General features: G+C 71.3%; 17 protein-coding genes. 13 read left to right on the top strand and 4 right to left on the bottom strand.

Annotated features, from left to right (window positions below; genetic code table 11):
• Window positions 1-45: 45 nt before the first annotated feature.
• From B1729_RS09720 to B1729_RS09705, 4 genes are all read left to right on the top strand, one after another.
• Window positions 46-393 carry a UBP-type zinc finger domain-containing protein gene (locus tag B1729_RS09720; RefSeq protein WP_163618148.1) on the top strand — a complete coding sequence of 116 codons (348 nt, stop codon included), beginning with the start codon at window positions 46-48 and terminating at the stop codon, window positions 391-393.
• On the top strand, window positions 390-2,051 hold the full coding sequence (locus tag B1729_RS09715; protein WP_163632415.1) for a cyclic nucleotide-binding domain-containing thioredoxin-disulfide reductase: 1,662 nt from the start codon (window positions 390-392) through the stop codon (window positions 2,049-2,051). Before B1729_RS09720 ends, B1729_RS09715 begins: the two co-directional genes overlap by 4 nt.
• Before the next feature lie 155 nt (window positions 2,052-2,206).
• Window positions 2,207-4,831 carry a S8 family serine peptidase gene (locus tag B1729_RS09710; protein WP_163632413.1) on the top strand — a complete coding sequence of 875 codons (2,625 nt, stop codon included), beginning with the start codon at window positions 2,207-2,209 and terminating at the stop codon, window positions 4,829-4,831.
• Between the two features lie 255 nt (window positions 4,832-5,086).
• On the top strand, window positions 5,087-5,950 hold the full coding sequence (locus B1729_RS09705) for an EamA family transporter (protein WP_163632411.1): 864 nt from the start codon (window positions 5,087-5,089) through the stop codon (window positions 5,948-5,950).
• Window positions 5,951-5,956: 6 nt separating this feature from the next.
• Here the strand turns inward: B1729_RS09705 and B1729_RS09700 are convergent, their stop codons facing one another.
• Window positions 5,957-6,709, bottom strand: a complete 753-nt coding sequence (locus B1729_RS09700) for a GntR family transcriptional regulator (RefSeq protein ID WP_163618152.1) — start codon at window positions 6,707-6,709, stop codon at window positions 5,957-5,959.
• A gap of 173 nt (window positions 6,710-6,882) precedes the next feature.
• Between B1729_RS09700 and B1729_RS09695 the strand changes: the two genes are divergently transcribed.
• From B1729_RS09695 to B1729_RS09670, 6 genes are read left to right on the top strand one after another with little or no spacing between them, the layout of a single operon-like run.
• The gene (locus tag B1729_RS09695) at window positions 6,883-7,812 is read left to right on the top strand and encodes a phosphate/phosphite/phosphonate ABC transporter substrate-binding protein (RefSeq protein WP_163618153.1); all 930 of its coding nucleotides are present in this window, start codon (window positions 6,883-6,885) and stop codon (window positions 7,810-7,812) included.
• 40 nt (window positions 7,813-7,852) lie between these two features.
• Entirely contained in the window at window positions 7,853-8,680 is an 828-nt protein-coding gene (phnC, locus tag B1729_RS09690) for a phosphonate ABC transporter ATP-binding protein (protein WP_163632409.1), read from the top strand.
• Entirely contained in the window at window positions 8,680-10,425 is a 1,746-nt protein-coding gene (locus B1729_RS09685) for an ABC transporter permease subunit (RefSeq protein ID WP_163632406.1), read from the top strand. The genes phnC and B1729_RS09685 overlap by 1 nt, the downstream gene beginning before the upstream one ends.
• Entirely contained in the window at window positions 10,422-11,558 is a 1,137-nt protein-coding gene (locus B1729_RS09680) for a TIGR03364 family FAD-dependent oxidoreductase (protein ID WP_163632404.1), read from the top strand. Before B1729_RS09685 ends, B1729_RS09680 begins: the two co-directional genes overlap by 4 nt.
• Window positions 11,555-12,277: a phosphonatase-like hydrolase gene (locus B1729_RS09675; protein WP_163618157.1), complete on the top strand. Its 723-nt coding sequence runs from the start codon at window positions 11,555-11,557 to the stop codon at window positions 12,275-12,277. The genes B1729_RS09680 and B1729_RS09675 overlap by 4 nt, the downstream gene beginning before the upstream one ends.
• Before the next feature lies 1 nt (window position 12,278).
• Window positions 12,279-13,418, top strand: coding sequence for an alcohol dehydrogenase catalytic domain-containing protein (locus tag B1729_RS09670; RefSeq protein ID WP_239525936.1), 1,140 nt, complete (start codon window positions 12,279-12,281; stop codon window positions 13,416-13,418).
• A gap of 19 nt (window positions 13,419-13,437) precedes the next feature.
• Here the strand turns inward: B1729_RS09670 and B1729_RS09665 are convergent, their stop codons facing one another.
• Window positions 13,438-14,493, bottom strand: coding sequence for a DNA polymerase IV (locus B1729_RS09665; RefSeq protein ID WP_163632455.1), 1,056 nt, complete (start codon window positions 14,491-14,493; stop codon window positions 13,438-13,440).
• Between the two features lie 435 nt (window positions 14,494-14,928).
• On the bottom strand, window positions 14,929-15,501 hold the full coding sequence (locus B1729_RS09660) for a TetR/AcrR family transcriptional regulator (protein WP_163632402.1): 573 nt from the start codon (window positions 15,499-15,501) through the stop codon (window positions 14,929-14,931).
• Between the two features lie 119 nt (window positions 15,502-15,620).
• On the opposite strand from B1729_RS09660, the gene B1729_RS09655 reads away from it, so the two are divergent.
• Window positions 15,621-17,303, top strand: coding sequence for a CocE/NonD family hydrolase (locus B1729_RS09655; RefSeq protein ID WP_239539582.1), 1,683 nt, complete (start codon window positions 15,621-15,623; stop codon window positions 17,301-17,303).
• Window positions 17,300-17,755, top strand: coding sequence for a DUF3237 domain-containing protein (locus B1729_RS09650; RefSeq protein ID WP_163632400.1), 456 nt, complete (start codon window positions 17,300-17,302; stop codon window positions 17,753-17,755). Before B1729_RS09655 ends, B1729_RS09650 begins: the two co-directional genes overlap by 4 nt.
• Here the strand turns inward: B1729_RS09650 and B1729_RS09645 are convergent.
• A complete protein-coding gene (locus tag B1729_RS09645) occupies window positions 17,740-18,384 on the bottom strand; it encodes a TetR family transcriptional regulator C-terminal domain-containing protein (protein WP_163632398.1) in 645 nt (214 codons plus the stop codon). The genes B1729_RS09650 and B1729_RS09645 overlap by 16 nt on opposite strands.
• Before the next feature lie 132 nt (window positions 18,385-18,516).
• On the opposite strand from B1729_RS09645, the gene B1729_RS09640 reads away from it, so the two are divergent.
• Window positions 18,517-20,172, top strand: a complete 1,656-nt coding sequence (locus tag B1729_RS09640) for an ABC transporter substrate-binding protein (RefSeq protein WP_163632396.1) — start codon at window positions 18,517-18,519, stop codon at window positions 20,170-20,172.
• The last annotated feature ends 33 nt before the right edge of the window (window positions 20,173-20,205 follow it).

Genomic DNA, 20,205 nt, shown 5'->3' with positions numbered 1-20,205 from the left:
CGTTAGCATCGCACCGTTGGAACGCGCCGGACGAGAGGCAGGCGGATGAGCCTGGATGAGATCGACCCCATCGTGCCGCCTTCGGGCGAGGGCTGCGCCGACTGCGACGCGGTCGGCGGCTGGTGGGTGCACCTGCGGCGGTGCGCCGTGTGCGGACAGGTCGGATGCTGCGACACATCGCCGGCGCAGCATGCGACGGCGCACTTCCACACCAGCGGCCACCGCTACGTGCGCAGCTTCGAGCCGGGCGAGAGCTGGTTCTGGGACTATGTCGACGCGGACTACGTGGACGGTCCGGAGCTCGCGCCGCCCGTGGCCCGACCGGACTCGCAGCCGTCGCCGGGTCCGGCGGGCAGGCTGCCGGCCGACTGGCGGGAGCTGATCCACCGATGAGCGCGCACGAGATCTCGCCGGCGAAGCAGCGAGAGATCGAACGGATGACGAAGCCGGTGCTGTCGGAGGCGCAGTGGCAGCGGCTGCTGACGTTCGGCGAGCCGCATGACGTCGCGGAGGGCGAGTACCTCTTCCGGGCCGGTGATCTCGACTACGACCTGATCCTGGTCGACACCGGCGAGGTCGAGATCGTGCGTGTCGCTTTCGGCTGGGTCGACGAGACGCCGGTCGGCACGATGGGTCCGCGCAGCTTCGTCGGCGAGCTGGGGCTCCTCAACGGGCAGGGGGCGTTCCTTTCGGCCCGCGCCTCTCGCGCCGGCCGGATGCTGCGCGTCAGCCGGGCGCGGCTGCGGCTGCTGATGGCCGAGGACGACGAGCTCTGCGACATCATCCTGCACGCGCTGTGGGCTCGGCGCGAGATGCTCCGTCGCGGACCGGCCGCGCTGACGCTCAAGCTCGTCGGCCCGCGGTCGTCGCGCGACTTCCTCGCCCTGCGCAGATTCGCGGAGCGGCTCGACCTCGTCCACACGGCGGTCGAGCTCGCCCCGGGCGACCTCGGCGTTCTCGGCGAGCACGGGATCACCCTCGACGACCTTCCCGTCGCGTTCATCCAGGGTGAGCCCATGCCCCGCGCGACGCCGGGCACGGTCGCCGAGCGCCTGGGGCTGAGCTATCAGGCGCGCGCCGACGAGGTCGTGGATCTCGTCGTGGTGGGTGGCGGGCCGGCCGGGCTGGCCGCGGCTATCTACGGCGCGTCCGAGGGTCTCGACACGGTGCTGCTGGATGCCGTCGCCCCGGGCGGGCAGGCCGCGGCGACGTCGAGGATCGAGAACTTCCTGGGGTTCCCGTTCGGGGTCAGCGGCGGCGACCTGATCGGCCAGGCCTCGCTGCAGGCGCTGAAGTTCGGGGTGCGCGTCTATGCGCCCTGCGAGGCGGTCGACCTGCGCCCCGTCGGGGACGACATCGACATCGCCCTCACCGATGGGCGCCTCATCCGCACGCGCACCGTGATCGTCACCTCCGGCGCCGCGTATCGCACCCTCGATCTGGAGCGGTGGAACGAGTTCGAGGGCGCCGGCATCTTCTACGCCGCGACGCCGCTGGAGCTCCGCCAGGTGCTGGAGTCGCCGGTCGTCGTCGTGGGCGGCGCCAATTCCGCCGGCCAGGCGTCGCTGTATCTGGCGGCGAACGGATGCCCCGTGCACCTGGTGGTGCGCGGCTCCGACCTCGGCAGTCGGATGTCGTCGTACCTCGTGGACCGCCTGCTCGAAGACCCGCGGATCGACGTCCACACCGGCTCGCGCGTTGTGGGTCTCGGCGGGGAATCCGCGCTCGAGCGCGTGAGCATCGACTCCGTCGGGGATGTCGCGGCGCGCGGGCTCTTCTGCTTCATCGGCGCCGAACCCGCCACGTCATGGCTCGCCGAGCTCGACCGCGACCCCGACGGGTTCCTGCGCACCGGCACAGACGTGTCGGTCCAGGCGCTCCAGCGCTGGCAGGGCCTCGGGAGGGAGCCGCTGCCGTTCGAGACGTCCGTGCCTCGGATCTTCGCGGCGGGCGACGTGCGCCGCGGCTCGATGAAGCGCGTCGCCGCGGCGGTCGGCGAGGGCTCCAGCGCCGTCGCGTCGGTGCACCGCGCGCTCGCCGACTTCCGCTGAGCCGAGCCAGGTCGGTCGCGCCGGCGTCGCCGACGCGTGCCCTCCTCCGGTCCGGCCGGGTATCACCGGGGTCGCCCTGCCCTCCTCTGCGGTGGTGGAGGTACCACCGGGCGTGCGCCCGGAACCGCGTGCGCCGACTGATGGGGGGAACCATCATGAGGTCCAGGATCGTCTCGATACTCGCTGCCTGTGCGGTGACGCTCGGTGTGCTGGCGCTCGCGCCACCCGCGAACGCCGCCCCGCCGGATCGGGTGCGCGTCATCGTCCAGCTCGACCACAAGGCGTCGGCGGACCAGGTCGTGCGAGGAGTCGCCGGGGGAGCGACCGATGTGAAGAAGACGGCGACGATGCCGTACGTGATCATGGAGGTGCCGGAGCCGGCGCTGAAAGGACTGCGGCACAACCCGCACGTCGTCGGCGTGGTGGAGGACTTCGCGGATCCGCCGGCACTGGCCAACACGCTGGCAGTCGTGAACGGCGATGACGTGCAGGCGCTCGGCTTCACGGGCGCCGGTGCCACCGTCGCGATCCTCGACACCGGCATCGACGCCGATCACCCGTTCTTCGGGTCGCGCATCGTCGCCCAACACTGCTTCTCGGACCCCGACGACGACGACGGAGACGGCGACGAGGCGAGCCTCTGCCCCGACGGCACGACCGAGGACACTTCCGCCGACATCGACAGCGACAACAACGCGACCTGTGTGAACGGCGGCGGCAACATCTGCGACCACGGCACGCACGTCGCGGGCATCGCGGCGGGCAGCTCGGCCGACGACGCCGGGGGCTCGCCTCCGGGCAACGGCGTCGCACCGGACGCGCAGATCATCGCCGTGCAGGTGTTCACGCGGGTCAACGTCGCGAGCGACTGCGCACCCAACCCGGCACCCTGCGTGCTGTCCTTCGTCTCGGACCAGATCCAGGGACTCGACTGGGTGCGCGGCCAGGCGGCCGCCAACCCGGCGTGGAACGTCGTGGCGAGCAACATGAGCCTCGGCGGCGGCAACAACTCGTCCGCCTGCGACGGCGACGCCCGCAAGGCAGCGATCGACAGCAACCTGGCTGCCGGCATCGCGACCGTCATCGCCTCCGGGAACAACTCGTTCCTCAACGCGGTGGGCGCGCCCGGCTGCATCTCGACGGCGTTCACCGTCGGCCGCACGAACGACGATGACACGACGACGAACTCGGGCAACCGCGGTCCGCTCCTCGATGTCATGGCTCCGGGCTCGTCGATCGACTCCTCGATCGACGACGACGTGTACGGCAGCAAGAGCGGCACATCCATGTCGACGCCGTTCGTCGCCGGTGCGCTGGCGGTGCTGCGGTCGGCTTACCCGTCGCGACCGATCGGGAACCTGCTGGCCGACATCACGTCGACCGGTGTGCCGATCACGTACACCACGAACGCTGCCGGGACGACGACGAACACGACGCCGCGCCTCGACCTGTTCGGTGCGCTGCAGTCGGCGAACGCGGCCCCCGTGGTCACCGCGGATGCCGCGGCGGTCATGGTCGACGAGGGGTCGCAGGCGACGAACTCCGGAACGGCGACGGATGCCGACGGCATCATCACCGAACTCACCGCGAGCATCGGCACCGTGACGCCCTCCGGTTCGACGTGGTCGTGGTCGTACACGCCCCCGGACGGACCCGTCGACGCGACGGTGACCATCACCGCGACGGACGACAAGGGTGAAACGGGAGAGACCTCGTTCTCGCTGCACGTCGACAACGTCGCTCCGGCGGTCGTGGTCGACACGGTCACCGCAGCGGACGAGAACGACGTCGTGACGCTCGCCGCGCACTTCGCCGACCCGGGTGTGAACGACACGCACACGGCCAGCGTCGATTGGGGCGACGGCACCGTGACGGCCGCCACCGTGACCGGCACATCGGTCGAGGCGACGCATGTCTACGGCGACGACGGCTCGTTCCCGGCCACGCTCACCGTGACCGACAACGACGGCGGCGCGGGCTCCGACGCGGGCACCGCGACGGTGTCCAACGTCGCCCCGACGGCCGAGATCACCGGACCGCCGACGACGTCGTGGAACGGGCAGGACATCGTGTTCGGCACCGCCGGCGACCCGGTGGCCTTCGAGGCGCGGGGCACCGACCCGGGCAGCGACGACCTCGTGTTCGCGTGGGACTACGGTGACGGCGCGACGGCCAGTCACACGAGCCTGGTGAACCCGCCGGCCGTCGACGCAGACCCGAGCCCGAGCATCCAGCCTCGGGACGTGTCGAATGCCGCACCGCACACGTACGCGATCGCGTGCGCTGCGACGACCGGCGTCGAGGTGTCGGACGACGACGGGGGCTCGGCATCCGACGATGTCCAGGTCGTGATCCTCGGCACCAGCACCGATGCCGGAACGCTGGGCGTGTGGCAGACCGACTATCGCGACAAGCGCAACGCGCTGCACACGGTGGACGAGAAGCTGTGCCTGCTCTCGGTCGTGCGGGTGCTGAGCGCCGTGTTCGACGAGAAGGTGCCGCTGACGACCATCCCGGAGGCGGTGTCGGCGCTGTGGCCGAAGCAGACGAAGAACGCGGAGAACCAATTCGACGCGCATCTGCTGTCGCTGTGGCTCAACGTCGCCGACGGGTCGATCGCGCTGAGCGATCCGGTCGACACCGACGGGAACGGCACGGCCGACTCCACGGTCGGCGCCGTGATCCAGGCCGGTGAGGCCGAGCGCACGGCGGCGAACCCGTCGCAGAGCGCGCTCACCTCGTTCAAGAACCTGTACGAGGCGATCAACGCGGCCGCCTGAGCCGCGACGCGGGGGCCCGGCCGGAAGGCCGGGCCCTCACGTGCCTCGAGGTGTCTCGCAGCCCGCCGCCGCCGCTGCGGACACCCGCCGGGAGCCTGCTACGGTGATCGTGATAGCGCCTAGGGTTCCGGAGTCTCGGCTCGCCTGGTCCGAGCGGCGCCACGATCCGCCGCCCGTGCGGCGGGTCGTCATCTGACAGGACAAAAGCCCGGAGGACCCTGTTCGTCGCGCCCGCGGCGATCGGAAGGGTCCCGCGTGTCCACTCTCGCCATCCTGCTCGTCCTCGCCGCCGCCGTCGCCCACGCGTCGTGGAACGTGATCGCGCACGGAGCCAGCCGCTCCGGCCTGCCGTTCCTGTGGGCCGGGTCGGTCGCGAGCACCCTGCTGTGGCTGCCGGTGGTGCCGCTGACCGGAGGGATCGGCGCCGGCGACCTGCAGGGGTTCGCGATCGGCGTGGCCGTGTCGGCCGCACTGCACGTGGCGTACATGCTGGTGCTGCAGCGGGGCTACGCCGTCGGCAACCTCTCCACCGTCTACGCGACCGCACGGGGGACCGGTCCGCTGATCACCGTGGTGATCGCGGTCGCGGTGCTGGGCGAACGCCCGTCGCCGATCGCGCTCGTCGGCGTCGCCGCGATCATCGTGGGCGTGATCGGCATCGGCTTCATCGATCGCGGCAGCTCGACGCACGCCGGACGGTTCGATCCCGCCCTCATGTTCGGGCTCCTCACCGGCGCGGCGATCGCCGCCTACACGCTGTGGGATGCCCAGGCGCTGCGCACCTGGAGCATCTCGCCGGTCGCCTTCATGGTCGGCTGCACCGCCCTCGAGGTCCCGCTGTTCACCGCGCTGCTCGGCCGACGTCTTCCCGAAGGCCTGCGGACGCTGCGACGGGACTGGCGGCGACTGCTGGTGTTCGGCATCCTGTCTCCGCTGTCGTACATTCTGGTGCTCGCGGCCGTCACGATCGCGCCGGTGTCCATCGTCGCCCCGATGCGCGAGGTGAGCGTGGTGCTGGTCAGCCTGTTCGGCGCGTTCGTGCTGCGCGAGGCGCGCCCGGGTGCGCGCTTGGTCGCGTCGGCCGTGGTCGTGGCCGGGATCGCGCTGGTCGCTGTGTGAGACCGATCAGGCGCTGCCGAGCGGGCGCACGTATGCGTCGCCCTGGCGCGAGCGCCCGGAGGCCGACACCGTGAACCGCACCACATCGCTCAAGTAGCGGTCGTCGGATGCCTCGAACGTGCGTCCGGCGGCATCCCGCGTGACGCGCCGAAGGCGCAGGACGGGGGAACCGAGCGGCACCTCGAGCAGGCGGCTGTCGGTCTCGTCCGCCGCGATCGCATCGATCTCGTGGTCCACATCGGCCGAGCCCGTGCCGTGCTCCTCGAGGTACTCGGTGATCGACACGGTGTCGAGGTCGACGCCGAACAGCACCCGCCCGACGGGCTCGATGTAGGTGAGGCGCTCGAGCATGGTCAGGCGGCCGTCGAGCAATCGCAGGCGCAGGACGTCGACGACGAGGTCACCCTCGGTGATCCCGAGGAGCGCCGCCTTCTCGGCATCCGCTCGCCGAAGGCTCACCTCCTGCGTGCGCGCACCGGGAACCGCCCCGATGTCGCGCGCCCACCGTGTGAAGGGGATGGAGACGTCGACGGCCTGGTGCGCCTTGCGTGCGGTGACGCGAGCCGGTCGCCCGCGGGTGGTCTCGATGAGCCCCTCATGGCGCAGGGTGGCGAGAGCGTTGCGGATCGGCCCGCGCGAGGTGTTCCAGCGCTGTGCCAGCTCAGCCTCGGTCGGCACATCGTCGCCGGGAGCGAGCCGCCCGCTGACGATGAGTCCGCGCAGGTCGTCTGCGATCAGCTTGTATACCGTGTCTGCCACATGGGAATACTACTCAGGGTCGCAGCTCCGAAGAGGGCGCGGCACCGAGTGTTCTTCTGGCGTCGAGTTAGGTGAACAACCTTTGAACATTGCCTACGTAGGTACATTTCTCGAATGCCGGGGTGCGAGAGTTCTGGAGGTTCTTCATCCCTCCCCTCACCCGAAAGGCTGTCATGAACCTCCGTGCAAAGAACGCGTCGATCGCACTCGCCGGCGCCGCACTCCTCGCTCTCGGTCTGTCCGCGTGCTCCGGCACCGCCGGTGCCACCACTGAAGAAGACAGCGCCACGACCGCCGGCTACGCGGTCGACGCCGAGACCCTCGTCTTCGGGGTCGTGCCCGACTCGGCCGACACCGAGACCAACTACCAGCCGCTCATGGACTACATCGCGCAGGAGACCGGCAAGACCGTGGAATACCACGAGTCCACCGATTACGCCGCGCTCATCGAAGCGGCCATCGCCGGCAAGATCGACGTCGCCTCGTTCTCGGGCTTCACCTACGTGACGGCGACCAACAACGGCGCCGAGCTCACCCCGATCTCGTCCATCGTCACCGAAGAGGGCCAGGAGCCCGGGTACTTCTCGCAGGCGATCGTGCCGACGGCCAGCGACATCCAGTCCCTCGCCGACTTCGCCGGCAAGAAGGTCTGCTTCGTCGACCCGTCGTCGACCTCGGGCTACCTGTTCCCGTCGTACAACCTCCTCGAGGAGGGCATCGACCCCGAGACCGACGTCACGCCGGTGTTCGCGGGCAAGCACGACGTGAGCGTGCAGAAGACCGGTGAGGGTGTCGAGTGCGAGGCCGGCTTCGCGGAGGACAGCGAGGTCGAGAAGTCCGACAAGGTGCGCGTCATCGAGGAGACCATGGTGCCCGGTGCGCCGCTGGTGTACTCCAACACGCTGCCGGACGACGTGAAGGACCAGCTGGTCGGCATCCTCGCCGAGGTCACGATCGACGACATCATCGCCAGCGGCGTCGACAGCGCCGACTCGGACGGGTTCCGGAGCGTCTTCTTCGAGACCAAGCCGGTCGACGACGCGTACTACGACCTGATCCGCGACATCTGCGAGAAGACCGACGCCACCCAGTGCCAGGGCTGACCTCCACCCGCTGATTCACGCTGACGAGGACCGAGCAGACATGAACACCACCGCATCCGAGACGGTCGTCCGACTGGACGGTGTCGTCAAGCGCTTCGGCGCCACCACCGCCCTCGACGGCGTCTCGCTCACCGTGGACCGCGGCGAGATCGTCGTGCTGCTCGGTCTCTCGGGCTCCGGCAAGTCCACCCTGCTGCGGCACCTCGACGGGCTCGAGGTTCCGACCTCCGGTTCCGTCGAGGTGCTCGGCGAGGACGTGCCGCGCCTCTCCGGCCGGCGCCTGCGCGCCCTGCGCTCGAGCGTCGGCTTCATCTTCCAGCAGTTCGAGCTCGTGCCGTCGCTGACGGTGCTCGAGAACGTGCTGACCGGGTCGCTGGCCGGCGTCCGCGGCCCGCGACTGGGGCTGTGGTCGTACTCGAAGGCCCGCCGGCTGGCCGCCCTCGGGCACCTCGACCGCGTCGGGCTGCTCGATCGGGCCTACCAGCGCGCCGACACCCTGTCGGGTGGCCAGCAGCAGCGCGTGGCGATCGCCCGCGCCCTCATGCAGAACCCGAGCGTCCTGCTGGCCGACGAGCCCGTCGCCTCGCTCGACCCCGAGTCGAGCGACCAGGTGATGGCGCTGATCCGCGAGATCGCCGCCGACGAGGGGCTCACGGTGGTGTGCAGCCTGCATCAGGTCGACCTCGCGATCTCGTGGGCCGACCGGATCGTCGGCCTCCGCCACGGCCAGGTCGTCCTCGACCTGCCGACCCGCGACCTGTCCAAGACACAGGTCATGGAGATCTACGGGCGGGTCGCGACCAGCACGGCGGAACTGCGCGCGGTGCAGGATGAGCTGCTCCTCGAAGCTGCCGCGGAGCCGGCGTGATGACCACCACCGTCGACCGGCCGCGCCTCGCGCAGCCTTCGCCCTCTCTCCTCGACCGGGCGCCGAAGCGCCGCGTCTCGCCGGAGCGCATCGCCGCCGGGCTGACGCTGCTCGCCCTCCTCGCGCTCTCCGTCGCGGCCCTGGGCGAGGTGCAGATCTCGCTCGCCGACATGATCGCCAGCTGGGGCAACGCCGAGCGCTTCTTCGCCCGCGTCGGCTCGCTGTCGTTCCCCGAGCCCGCCGAACTGGCCTGGCTCATCGCCCTCACCCTGGGGCTCGTGCTCACCGGTACCCTGCTGGCCGCAGCGCTGTCGGTGCCGATCGCCTACCTCGCCGCATCCAACACCACGCCCGGCAACGGCTGGCGCGCCGCGGCCCGCTTCGCCGGCGTGCTCGCGCGGGCGGTCCCCGACGTCGTGCTCGCCATGGTGTTCGTGCTGATGTTCTCGCTCGGCGCGCTTCCCGGCATCCTCGCGATCGGCATCCACTCGATCGGCATGATCTCCAAGATGTTCGCCGACGCGATCGAGCAGATCGACGAGGGCCCGCGCCTCGCCATCCGCGCCGCGGGCGGCACCCGCATGCAGGAGTTCTTCGGCGGCATCCTGCCGCAGGTGCTCCCGTCGTGGGTCGCCACGGTGCTGCACCGCAACGACATCAACCTGCGCGGGTCGGTGGTGCTCGGCTACGTGGGCGTGGCCGGCCTCGGCCTCGAGATGTCGTACGCGTTCAAGTCGCTGAACTACGGCCTCGGCCTCGGCATCGCGCTCGTCATCTTCGTGCTGTGCGTCGTGATGGAGATCGTCTCGAGCGCCGTACGCGCGGCCATGCTCGGGCGGGTCGGCGACCGCGGCTCGTGGGCGGACAGACTCGTAGGCAGGCGCCTCGTGCGGGATCAGGATGCCGCGGCCCGGCGTCCCGCCCCGCGACCGGCCGCTGGGTGGGCACGCTCGCCTCAGACGGCATTGCGCCGGCCGTGGACGTCGGAGCGTGTGCGCAACGTCGCCGCCGGCTGGCTCGCGGCGGCCGTCGTGGTCGCCGGCGTGTGGGTGTGCCAGATCAACTGGGGCGACTTCCTGACGTTCTGGGCGAAGATCCCCGCGGTGGCGGTCCAGTTCTGGCCGCCGACCTTCGGCGTGTACGGCGCCGAGGTGATGTTCGAGGCCCTGCGCGAGACGATCGCCATCGCGCTCGCCGCCACGCTGCTCGCCCTCGGTGCCTCGCTGCTGCTCGGCTCGTTCGCCGCACGCAACGTCGCGCCGAACGGCGGCATCCGCGGCGCCGCGCGCTTCGCCCTCGTCGGCATCCGCGGCATCCCCGAGATCATCCTCGCGATCGTGCTCATCGTGATCACCGGCCTGGGCATGCAGGCCGGCACGATCGCGCTCGCGGTCGGCGGCGTGGGCCTGCTGGGCAAGCTCATCGCCGACTCGTTCGAGGAGGTCGACCGCGGGCCCGAGCGCGCCCTCTTCGCCACCGGTGCGACGCGGCTCCAGGTGTACGGCGGCGCCACGGTGCCGCAGGGCGCCCAGGCGCTCGTCGGCCACACCTTCTACCTGCTCGACACCAACATCCGTGCGGCGACCATCCTCGGCATCGTCGGCGGCGGCGGGGTGGGCTACTACCTGCTCAACGCGAGCCAGGGCGCGAACTACGGCATGGTCACCGCGATCGTGCTGATGATCCTGGTGACAGTACTGGTGATCGAGGGGATCGCGATGTGGATGAGGAAGGTCTTCCGATGAATCGTGGATTCGACGTCGCCGTCGTCGGCGCGGGAATCGTCGGGCTGGGCGCCGCGTACGCCGCGGTGCGCCGCGGGCAAAGCGTGGTCGTCATCGAGCGCGCCCCCGAGGCGCTCGGTGCGACGGTGCGCAACTTCGGGCACCTCTGCATCGGCGCGCAGACCGGCCTCGCCCGCGAATACGCCGACGCGTCGCGCCCCCTGTGGCTGCGCCTCGCCCGCGACGCGGGGTTCTGGCTGCGCGAGTCGGGCACCCTCGTCGTCGCCCGCCACGCGGACGAGCTCGCGCTGCTCGAAGCGGCGTCCGGCGCCGGAGGGATCGAGCTCCTCGACGCCGGCGAACTCGAGACGCGGGCGTCGGTGCGCCCGGGCGTGGCGGTGGGTGGCGCATGGGTCATGCCCGATCTGCAGACCGACCCGCGCACGGCGGCGGCCGCCATCCGCGCGCATCTCGAGACGCTGGGCGTCGAGTTCCGCTCGCGCACCTCCGTCGGTGCCGTCGAGACGGGGCGCGTCCACACGACCCGCGGTCCCATCGACGCCGGACTCGTCGTCGTCGCCGTGAACCACGACATCGACCAGCTCCTTCCGGACCTCGCCGAGGCCGTGGGCGTCGTGCGGTGCGGCCTCGACATGCTGCGCGTGCGCGGGGGAGCGGCATCCGTCTCGGCTCCGCTGCTGACCGGCTGGTCGCTGGTGCGGTACGGCAGATTCGGGGCGCTGCCCGAAGCGACCGTCGTGCGGGAGCGCCTGCACGCGGAGCGTCCCGACCTCGCGGCGCTCGACCTCAACCAGATGTACACGCAGCTTCCCGACGGGTCGATGATCGTCGGTGACACCCACTACAAGGGCGTGGGCATCGCGCCCTTCCAGCCCGAAGCTGCCGCCGAACTGCTGCTCGAGGAGTTCGAGGCCCTGTTCGGGGCCCAGCCGTCGGTGCTCGAGCGGTGGCAGGGCGTGTACGCCAGCGGCCCCGACGACTTCCTCGTCGCCGAACCGGAGCCCGGCGTGCTCGCGCTCGCCGCGACCACCGGCATCGGCATGACCACCGGACTCGGCCTCGCCGAGACCGCACTCGCCCCCCGCCTCGGCGTCGACGCCGGCAGCCTCACCCCGGAAGGAATCCGCCCATGACCACCCCCGCCACCGAGACCATCACGCTCTCCCTGCCCACCGTTCCCGTCGAGCTCGTCGTGCTCGACATGGCGGGAACGACGGTGCGCGACGACGGTGTGGTCGAGCGCGCGTTCGAGCGCGCCGCGAACGAGACGGGCGTCGCCGAACGGATGCCGTGGGCCGAGGCCCTCGACTACGTGCGACGCACGATGGGCCAGTCCAAGATCGACGTCTTCACGCACCTCGCCGGCGGCGATACGGCTCGCGCCGTCGACGCGACGACGGCCTTCGAGCGCGCCTACGCCGACCTCATCGCCGAAGAGGGCGTCGAGCCGATCGCCGGAGCGCAGCGGACGCTCGAGCAGCTGCGGGCGACAGGCCTTTCGGTGGTGCTCACCACCGGCTTCGCCCCGACCACCCGTGACGCGATCCTGGACAGCCTGGGCTGGCGGGCGCTGGTGGACGCGGCCCTGTCGCCCGTCGACGCGGGCCGTGGCCGCCCCGCGCCCGACCTCGTGCTGACGGCGGTCATCCGGTCGCAGGCGTCGTCGGTGGCATCCGTCGTCGTCGTCGGCGACACGACCAGCGACGTCGCCTCCGGCCGTGCCGCCGGCGCGGGTCTCGTCGTCGGCGTGCTCACCGGCGCGCATGACCGGGCCGCTCTGACCGCCGCGGGCGCGGATGCCGTGATCGACGACGTGTCGGCGCTGCCGGCCCTGCTCGGAATCGACGCCTGACGTGGCGTCGGCGGCCGTGGCGCCGGTGGTCGCCTCGCGCGACGTGCGCCTCACGCCGCCCGCCACCGCCATGGTGTGGCTGGGGCCCGGTCGTCCTCACGAGGCGATCGCGGTCCCCGGTGTGCGGCTGGGTGACGGCGACGTGCTCGTCGAGCTCGAACTGGCGACCGTCTGCGGCTCGGACGTGCACACCGTGTCGGGGCATCGTAAGGCGCCGACACCCTTGGTGCTCGGCCACGAGTACGTCGGCCGCGTGGTCGCGGTGCTCGACGAGGTTCGCGGCGCCGACGGCGTGGCGATCGGCGTCGGTGACCGGGTGGTGTGGTCGATCATGGCGTCGTGCGGGCGCTGCGACCGCTGCCGACGGGACCTGCCGCAGAAGTGCCGCGAGCTGCGCAAGTACGGTCACGAGCGGCTCGTCGCGCGCTGGGAGCTCTCGGGCGGCTTCGCCACGCACGTGCACCTGCGCGCCGGCACGACGATCGTGCGCGTCGGCGAGTCGATCCCCGCGGCTGTGCTCGCCCCCGCCGCATGCGCGACCGCGACCGCGTGGGCCGCGGTCGACCGCGCCGGCGACATCGTGGACGTGGACGGCGCGACCATGCTGGTGACCGGGGCGGGGCTCATCGGGCTCACCGCGACGGCGATCGCGACGCGCGCCGGCGCCCGCGTGATCGTCGCCGACCCCGACCCGGCCCGGCGCACGCTCGCGCGGTCGTTCGGCGCCGCGGCGATGATCGACCCCGCAGAGCCAGGAGCCCTGGGCCGGGCGCTGCGACGCCTGCGTGCGCGCGAGCTCGACATCGCGATCGAGGCGTCGGGCGCGGCGGCGGCGGTCTCGTCGGCGCTCGACGAGATCGGCGTCGGAGGCGTCGTCGTCCTCGTCGGGAGCGTCTCGCCGGGCCCCGCGTACGCGCTGGACCCGGAGCGCACGGTCCGGAACCTGACGACCGTCCGCGGGGTCCACAACTACGATCCGGCGGATCTGGCGGGCGCCGTCGCGTTCCTCGAGGAGCACGCGCACCGCTACCCGTTCGCGCAGCTCGTCGGCCGGCCGCACCCGCTGGCGGAGCTCGACCATGCGCTCGACCGCGCGGCCGCGGGCGCGGATGTGCGCGTCGCGATCGACCCGCGCCTCTGAGACTCCGAGCCGCCCGGCCTCACCACCCGCCGCGCGTCGGCGTATGCCCTTCGCGCGCGTCGTCGGGCATCGCCATCTCGGCGCGCACGCCGAGCAGGCGGATGGGGCGGCCGGGCTCGATCTTGGCGACGAGCTCCATCGTCCGGGCGCGAACGACGGCACGGTCGGCGGTCGAGGGGATCTTCTTGGTGAAGGTCTTGGTGAGAAACGGCGCGTAGCGCACCTTGAGCCCGAGGCCGACGACGGGCCGGTCGTCGGCGGCCACCTCGTCCAGCACCTGGTCGAGCAGGTTGCCGGCGGCCGCCTCGATCTCGGCGGGGTCGACGATGTCGCTCTGGAACGTCGTCTCCTTGCTGTGCCCGCGGGCGACCCAGGGAGTGTCGTCGACGACAGCAGAGCCGTCGCCGCGCCCGAGCTGCCGGTACCAGAGGCCCATCCGCGGCCCGAACTCGCCGGTCAGCGCCGTCTCGTCCGCGACGGCGAGCTCGGCGACGGTGCGGATGCCGAGGAGCGCGAGCCGCTTCGACACCTTGGACCCGACGCCCCACAGCTCGATCGTCGGACGCTCACCCATCACCTCGAGCCAGTTCTCGGCGGTCAGCCGGAAGGTGCCGCGCGGCTTGCCGAAGCCCGTCGCGACCTTTGCCCGCACGAGCGTGTCGCCGATGCCCACGGAGCAGTGCAAGCGAGTCCGGTCGAGCACGTCCTGCTGCAGGCGCCGGGCGTAGGTCTCGGGGTCGTCGGACTCGACGCCCACGAACGCCTCGTCCCACCCGAGCACCTGCACGACGGCGCCGGGCTGGTCGCGCAGGGTCGCCATGACCTCTTCGGATGCCGCCAGGTACAGCGGCGCGTCGACCGGCAGGATGACGGCATCCGGCACCTTCCTCGCCGCGATCCGCAGCGGCATGCCCGAGCCCACCCCGAACTCGCGCGCCTCGTACGACGCGGTCGAGACGACCGCGCGCTCGGTCGGGTCGCCGCGGCCGCCGACGATGACGGGCTTGCCGGCGAGCTCCGGCCGACGCAGCACCTCGACCGCCGCGATGAACTGGTCGAGATCCACGTGCAGCACCCAGGGCCCGGCCGCAGCAGGCGACGGCACGGCGCCGTTCACGACCCCGCGCCGTTCACGACCCCGCGCCGTTCACGACCCCGCGCCGTTCACGACCCCGCTCCGCTCATGCCCCCGGCTCCGCTCATGCCCCCGGCTCCGGGGCATCCGCATTCATGACTCCGCCTCCCGCGACCGGCGCATAAGACGAGACTATGCCGCGCAGCCGACACGCCGCACGGGCGGGCGCGGGATCCGGAGGGTCCACAACCCCGTGGCCGCGACGGCTCCGACCCTGGGCTGCACGGCTGCCTGTTGCCTGTCGAACCGGTCGCTCAACAGGTCAACCGCGCTTCCACAGGAGGTTGAGTCGTTTCAACCACCTGTGGAAGCCTGGTTGACCTGTTGGCGGAGGGGTGGTGTGCCAGGAACGGCGCGAGGACTCTCGCGGGCGGGTCAGCCGAGCGTTGCGATGAGCCGCTCGGCCGCGGCGCGGGCGGTCGCCGTGCCGGTCGCCGCCGACGCGATGTCGCTCAGGAAGACGTTGTGCAGCGCGATGCCGACGACGCCGTACGCGACGGATGCGCACGCGCCGGCATCGGCGGCAGGATGCTCGGCGGCCAGCAGTTCGCCCAGCGCCTGGTGCGTGCCCTGATACGCCGACACGAGCAGACCGGCGAGCACCGGATCGGTGCGGGCGGCCTCGACGAACCCGAGCACGACGGCGTTCTCGTTGCCGGGCGCGGCGAACTCGTCGCCGAAGAGGAAGTCCAGGGCGCTGCTGACATCGCCGGTGCCGCGGGGGAGCATCGAGTCAACCTCGGCGTCTTCGTAGTAGAACCGGCGCGCGCTCTCGCGCAGCAGCTCCTCGCGATTGCCGACGAAGTGCCGCACATGCCCCCGCGACATTCCGGCTTCTTCGGCGATGCGCTCGAGGCTGGCTCCGGTGATGCCGTGCGCGGCGATTGTGCGGATCGTCGCGTCGACGATCTGCTGGATGCGTTCCTCGGCCACAGACGGGCGAGCCATCGATACCTCCCTCTCGCACCATAGTGCGCTCTGATTGACAGTTTATTGTCTAGTCAGACTTGACTAACAACAACAGAATCCCTACCGTTGCTCTCACCCCGCTCGAAGAGGAGTCATCCGTGCCGCAGATCGTTCACGTCGGACCCGCGCCCGTCAGCCCTGCCGCCCGCGAAGAGCGGGTGCGCATGCGCGACGGCGCGCGCCTCGCGACGGACGTGTACCTCCCGGGTGCCCCGGCCGATCCCGACGCGACGCCCGGCGACACGGTCCTGATCCGGCTGCCGTACGACAAGAGCGGCGAGTACACGTTCATCCCGCTGATCGCGGAGTACTTCACCGACCACGGCTACCGCGTGGTCGCGCAGGATGTCCGCGGCAAGTTCCGCTCCGAGGGTGACGCGCTCCTGTTCGTGAACGAGGTGGACGACGGGTTCGACACGATCGAATGGATCGTGTCGCAGAGCTGGTCGAATGGCCGCGTCGCGATGTGGGGCGACAGCTATTACGGCTACACGCAGTGGGCCGCGGTGGCATCGCAGCACCCGGCGCTGAAGGCGATCGCGCCGCGGGTGACGGGGACGATGCTCGGAGAACCCGTGCGCGCGGTGCCGGGGGAGCGCAGCCGGCCGGTCGAGTGGGCGATCACCTACCTCTACCCGCTGACCTATTTCCACTCGCAGGACGCCTACTTCTGGGAGCTCGACCCCGCACGGCGCCCCTTCAGCGCCCAGGCGGAGGAGGTGGTCGCCGAGCTCGGCTCGCGCTCGCTCTCGTACGACCAGTGGTACCCGCGCGCCGTCCACCTGCCCCGGTTCCCGTTCGCGAGTCCGTTCGACGCGCGTCCGGTTCCGACACTCCACACCATCGGCTGGTGGGACAACTGCGCGCCGCTGTCATGGGCCGACGTCGCCGAGATCGAAAAGCGGCCGGCCTGGGCGCTCAACCACTTCCTCCGCATCGAGTCCATGGACCACGAGTCGTACTACCTCGACGACCCGCTGACGGCGCGCGTCGAGGAGCGCAGCGAGGAGCAGATCCGTGCAGAGCTGCCACGGATGCTGCAGCCCGCCGTGGACTTCTTCGAGGTGTTCCTGCGGGGCCGGGGCCGCGCCGCCGACATCCCGCGGGTCAGCTGGAACCTGGCGGGCACCCCCGGCATGTGCGCGGCCGACGTGTGGCCTCCGCGGGAGGCCGCCGCCCGCACCCTGTACGCCCACTCGGGCGGCGGGCTGTCTCCCGATGCTCCGGATGCCTCGACCGAGCTCGAGTGGCTGCACGATCCTGACGACCTCGTGCCTTCCAGCGTGCCGAACGCGTTCGCCTTCCTGCTCTTCCAGCCCGACGAGGCTGCGCTGGGCGCTCGGGCCGATGTGCTGTCGTTCACCACCGACGCGTTCGCCCGCGACGTCGACCTGGCGGGGCCGGTGCGGGTGGCGGCATCCGTGTCGTCCGACGGTCCGGCGATGGACGTGTTCGCGCGCCTGCTCGACCTGGCACCCGACGGCACGGCGCTGCGCATCGCGCGCGGCCAGGTGCACGTGACCGATGCCGGGCGCCCGACGCCCGTCGACATCGACCTCGGGCAGCTGGGCTACCGCGTGCGTGCGGGGCATCGCCTCCGCCTGCACGTGCACTCGAGCGACTTCCCCGAGTTCCTGCCGCAACCGGGCACCGGCGAAGAGCCATGGGGCGCCGTGGTGACCGCCGTCAACCGGCAGCGCGTCACGCTCGGGGGCGACGACCCGCTGCGGGTCCACCTGACAGTTCTGCCCGACACCCGAGCCGAGGAGGCCCGTCCATGAACGAACCCGTGCTGGAATTCGCGTTCGAGATCCGCGTCGACATCGACCCCTACCTCCGCATCGGCCGCAGCGCCGACGAGGAGCTGAGCTTCACGCCGATCGCCGGCGGCACCGTCGCCGGCCCGCTGCTCAACGGCGAAGTGCTGCCGGGCGGCGGGGACTGGGCGGTCGAGCGCTCGGGCACGGCCCAGCTCGAGGCGCGGTATCTGCTCCGCGCCGACGACGGCGCGGTCATCGACATCCTCAACCGCGGCTACTACCGGGCGTCCGCGGAAGTGATGGCGCGCGTCGAGGCGGGGGAGAACGTCTCCGAGACGGAGTACTACTTCCGGACCGCGCCGGTGTTCCAGACGGATGCCGCGCCCCACCGCTGGCTCGCCGAGCACCAGTTCATCGGACTCGCGCGCGACGAGGACGGCCAGGTGTGCGTCCGGGTCTACGTGGTGCGTTGATGCGACCCCGACGCGTGCTCGGAAGCTGCCGACCGCGGCTGCGCCGCAGCGCTGTCGGCCGACCGCGGCTGCGCCGAGAGGGTCGCGTGGATGACCTGGCGCAGCTGCGGCTCGTCCCACCGCGCCGGGTCCTCCGAGCTCGCGACGTACGACCCGCGCACCAGAAGGTACGCGAGCCCGGCGACGTGCTCGGGGTCGGCGAAGCCGGCGGTGCGCGCCTCTTCGAGCAGCAGCCGCTGGAACTCGCCGGTCTCGCGGTGAAGCGCCGTGCGGAGATCGGGCTCGCGGTCGGCGTTGGCGACGATCTCGAGGATGAGGGCGCGGAGCACGGGCTCGTCCGGGCCGGTCGTCAGCGACCACTCGATGACGGCCGTGAAGCGGTCCTCGGGCGCGGCGGCGGCCAGCGTCTCGTCCAGCGCCGCCTGCCAGCGGTCGCGCCCGTGATCGAGCGCGTTGATGATCAGGCCGGCGCGCGAGGGCAGGTAGTTCGTGACGAGCGTTGTCGAGCCGCCGAGCTCCCGGGCGACCGACCGGATCGTGACGGCGTGCGAGCCGGCGGATCGCGCGACGCGGATCGTCGCGGCGGCGATGTCTGCGAGCCGCTGATCGGCGTCTACCTCCCGGGGCATGACACTCACCCTATTCAGGCCTGTAACACAAATGCAACATTGATGTACAACAGTGTTGTACTACCCTGAGGGCTATCGCGGCGATGGCGCCGCGATCAGTGATCTCCCTCGACCGACCCGAAAGGAAACGAGATGAGAATCCGAGGCAAGGCCGCCACGGTCGTCGCAGCCGCTGCAGCCCTGGTGCTGCTCGCAGGATGCACTCCCCGCGACGTCGAGACGTCGCCGACCGGCGATGAGACGTCCGCACCCATCGAACTCGTCGACGCGCTGCCCGCGGGCGAGACCGAGGTCGACGAGGTCACCTGGGCGCTCGTCGAAGGCGAGCCCCGCTCGCTGGTGCCGGGCGCCGACTACAACTTCGTCCAGCCCAACCTCTGCGACAGCCTGCTGCGCGTGCAGCCCGGCTTCACCGTCGAGGCGGGCATCGCCGAGTCGGCGGACTGGGTCGACCCTGTGACGTTCGTCATCGACATCCGCCCGGGCGTGACGTTCTGGGACGGCACGCCGGTCACGCCGGAGGACGTCGTGTACAGCCTCGAGCGTCATCACTCGGACGTCACCTCGGCCTTCTACGGCGCCTTCGTGCTCGTCGCGCCGGAAGCCGGCATCGAGATCACCGGCGACAACCAGGTGACCGTGCACTTCGTCGCGCCGGACTCGACGTTCCGCGAGGCCATCGCGGGCGGCGCGGGAGCGGTGCTGGGCAAGGCCGTGAGCGAGGCCCAGGGGCCGGCGCTCGGCACCTCCGGTGGCGAGCTGATGTGCGCGGGACCCTACGAGCTCGAGAGCTGGACCCCCGGAACCGAGATCGTCACGGTCGCCAACGAGGACTACTGGGACGGCGCACCGCTGGTGAAGAAGCTCACCTACCGGTTCATCCCCGACGGCACGACCCTCACCAACGCCCTCTTGGAGGGCGAGGTCGATGGAGCCTTCAACGTGGCGCCGGCCAGCCGCAGCGCCTTCGAGTCGTCCGACGCGGGCCGGCTCGTCATCGGCCCGTCGACGGCGTCGTTCTCGTTCGGCCCCACGCGTGACACCGGCGCCGGTGCGAATCCCATGATCCGTCAGGCGCTGAGCCTCGCCATCGACCGCGAGCAGTACATCTCGACGGTGCTGAAGGGCTTGGGTCAGCCCCAGAGCACGTTCGTCGCACCGTTCTCGTGGTCGGGCTCGGCAGCGGCCGACGTGTACCAGGCGGGCTACGACGCCCTCGCGGCACCGGAGGTCGACCTCGAGGCTGCGGAGAAGCTCGTCGAGGAATCGGGCGAGGACACCTCGGTGCCCCTGCGCATCGCGATCCCCGCCGGCAACAAGGAGCTGTCGCAGACGGCGGCGATCATCCAGAGCGCCGCCGGGCAGATCGGCCTGACGATCGAGATCGACGAGCGTCAGGCGGCGGACTTCGCCGCGATCTTCCTGCCCGATCCCGGACCCCGCGAGAACATCGACTTCGTCGCGACCACCGGGTACACCGAGACCCCGGGAGTGCTCGCCTACCCGCAGCTGTTCCTCCTGCCGGCCGAGCAGGGCGGCATCTTCAACTGGACCGGCTACGCGAACCCCGAGGTCACCGCGGGGCTCGAGGCCGCGCGCACCACGCCGGATGCCACCGGCGCGGCCCAGGCCTACGTCGGCGCGCAGGAGATCTTCGCGCCCGACCTGCTCCAGGTGACGCTCGCGGGCTCGTACCACACGACCTTCCTGACCGATGAGCTGAGCGGCGTCGTCACGTCGGTGGCGGCGTACTCCAGCCCGTGGGCGCTGCACCTCGGCGGCCAGTGATCGACGCGGCACCGCGCACCGGAAAGGGACGAC

The sequence above is a fragment of the Microbacterium sp. B35-04 genome, from assembly GCF_010634885.1.
In the GTDB taxonomy this organism is placed as follows: Bacteria; Actinomycetota; Actinomycetes; order Actinomycetales; family Microbacteriaceae; genus Microbacterium.
The sequence above is the reverse complement of the archived record's forward strand: the minus strand, read 5'-3'. Positions and strand labels throughout refer to the sequence as shown.

Bases quoted from the DNA above. Each gene is read 5' to 3' on its own strand.
- B1729_RS09720 (WP_163618148.1), top strand. From the start codon at position 46: ATGAGCCTGGATGAGATCGACCCCATCGTGCCGCCTTCGGGCGAGGGC.
- B1729_RS09715 (WP_163632415.1), top strand. From the start codon at position 390: ATGAGCGCGCACGAGATCTCGCCGGCGAAGCAGCGAGAGATCGAACGG.
- B1729_RS09710 (WP_163632413.1), top strand. From the start codon at position 2,207: ATGAGGTCCAGGATCGTCTCGATACTCGCTGCCTGTGCGGTGACGCTC.
- B1729_RS09695 (WP_163618153.1), top strand. From the start codon at position 6,883: ATGAACCTCCGTGCAAAGAACGCGTCGATCGCACTCGCCGGCGCCGCA.
- phnC (WP_163632409.1), top strand. From the start codon at position 7,853: ATGAACACCACCGCATCCGAGACGGTCGTCCGACTGGACGGTGTCGTC.
- B1729_RS09685 (WP_163632406.1), top strand. From the start codon at position 8,680: ATGACCACCACCGTCGACCGGCCGCGCCTCGCGCAGCCTTCGCCCTCT.
- B1729_RS09680 (WP_163632404.1), top strand. From the start codon at position 10,422: ATGAATCGTGGATTCGACGTCGCCGTCGTCGGCGCGGGAATCGTCGGG.
- B1729_RS09675 (WP_163618157.1), top strand. From the start codon at position 11,555: ATGACCACCCCCGCCACCGAGACCATCACGCTCTCCCTGCCCACCGTT.
- B1729_RS09660 (WP_163632402.1), bottom strand. From the start codon at position 15,501: ATGGCTCGCCCGTCTGTGGCCGAGGAACGCATCCAGCAGATCGTCGAC.
- B1729_RS09650 (WP_163632400.1), top strand. From the start codon at position 17,300: ATGAACGAACCCGTGCTGGAATTCGCGTTCGAGATCCGCGTCGACATC.
- B1729_RS09645 (WP_163632398.1), bottom strand. From the start codon at position 18,384: ATGCCCCGGGAGGTAGACGCCGATCAGCGGCTCGCAGACATCGCCGCC.
- B1729_RS09640 (WP_163632396.1), top strand. From the start codon at position 18,517: ATGAGAATCCGAGGCAAGGCCGCCACGGTCGTCGCAGCCGCTGCAGCC.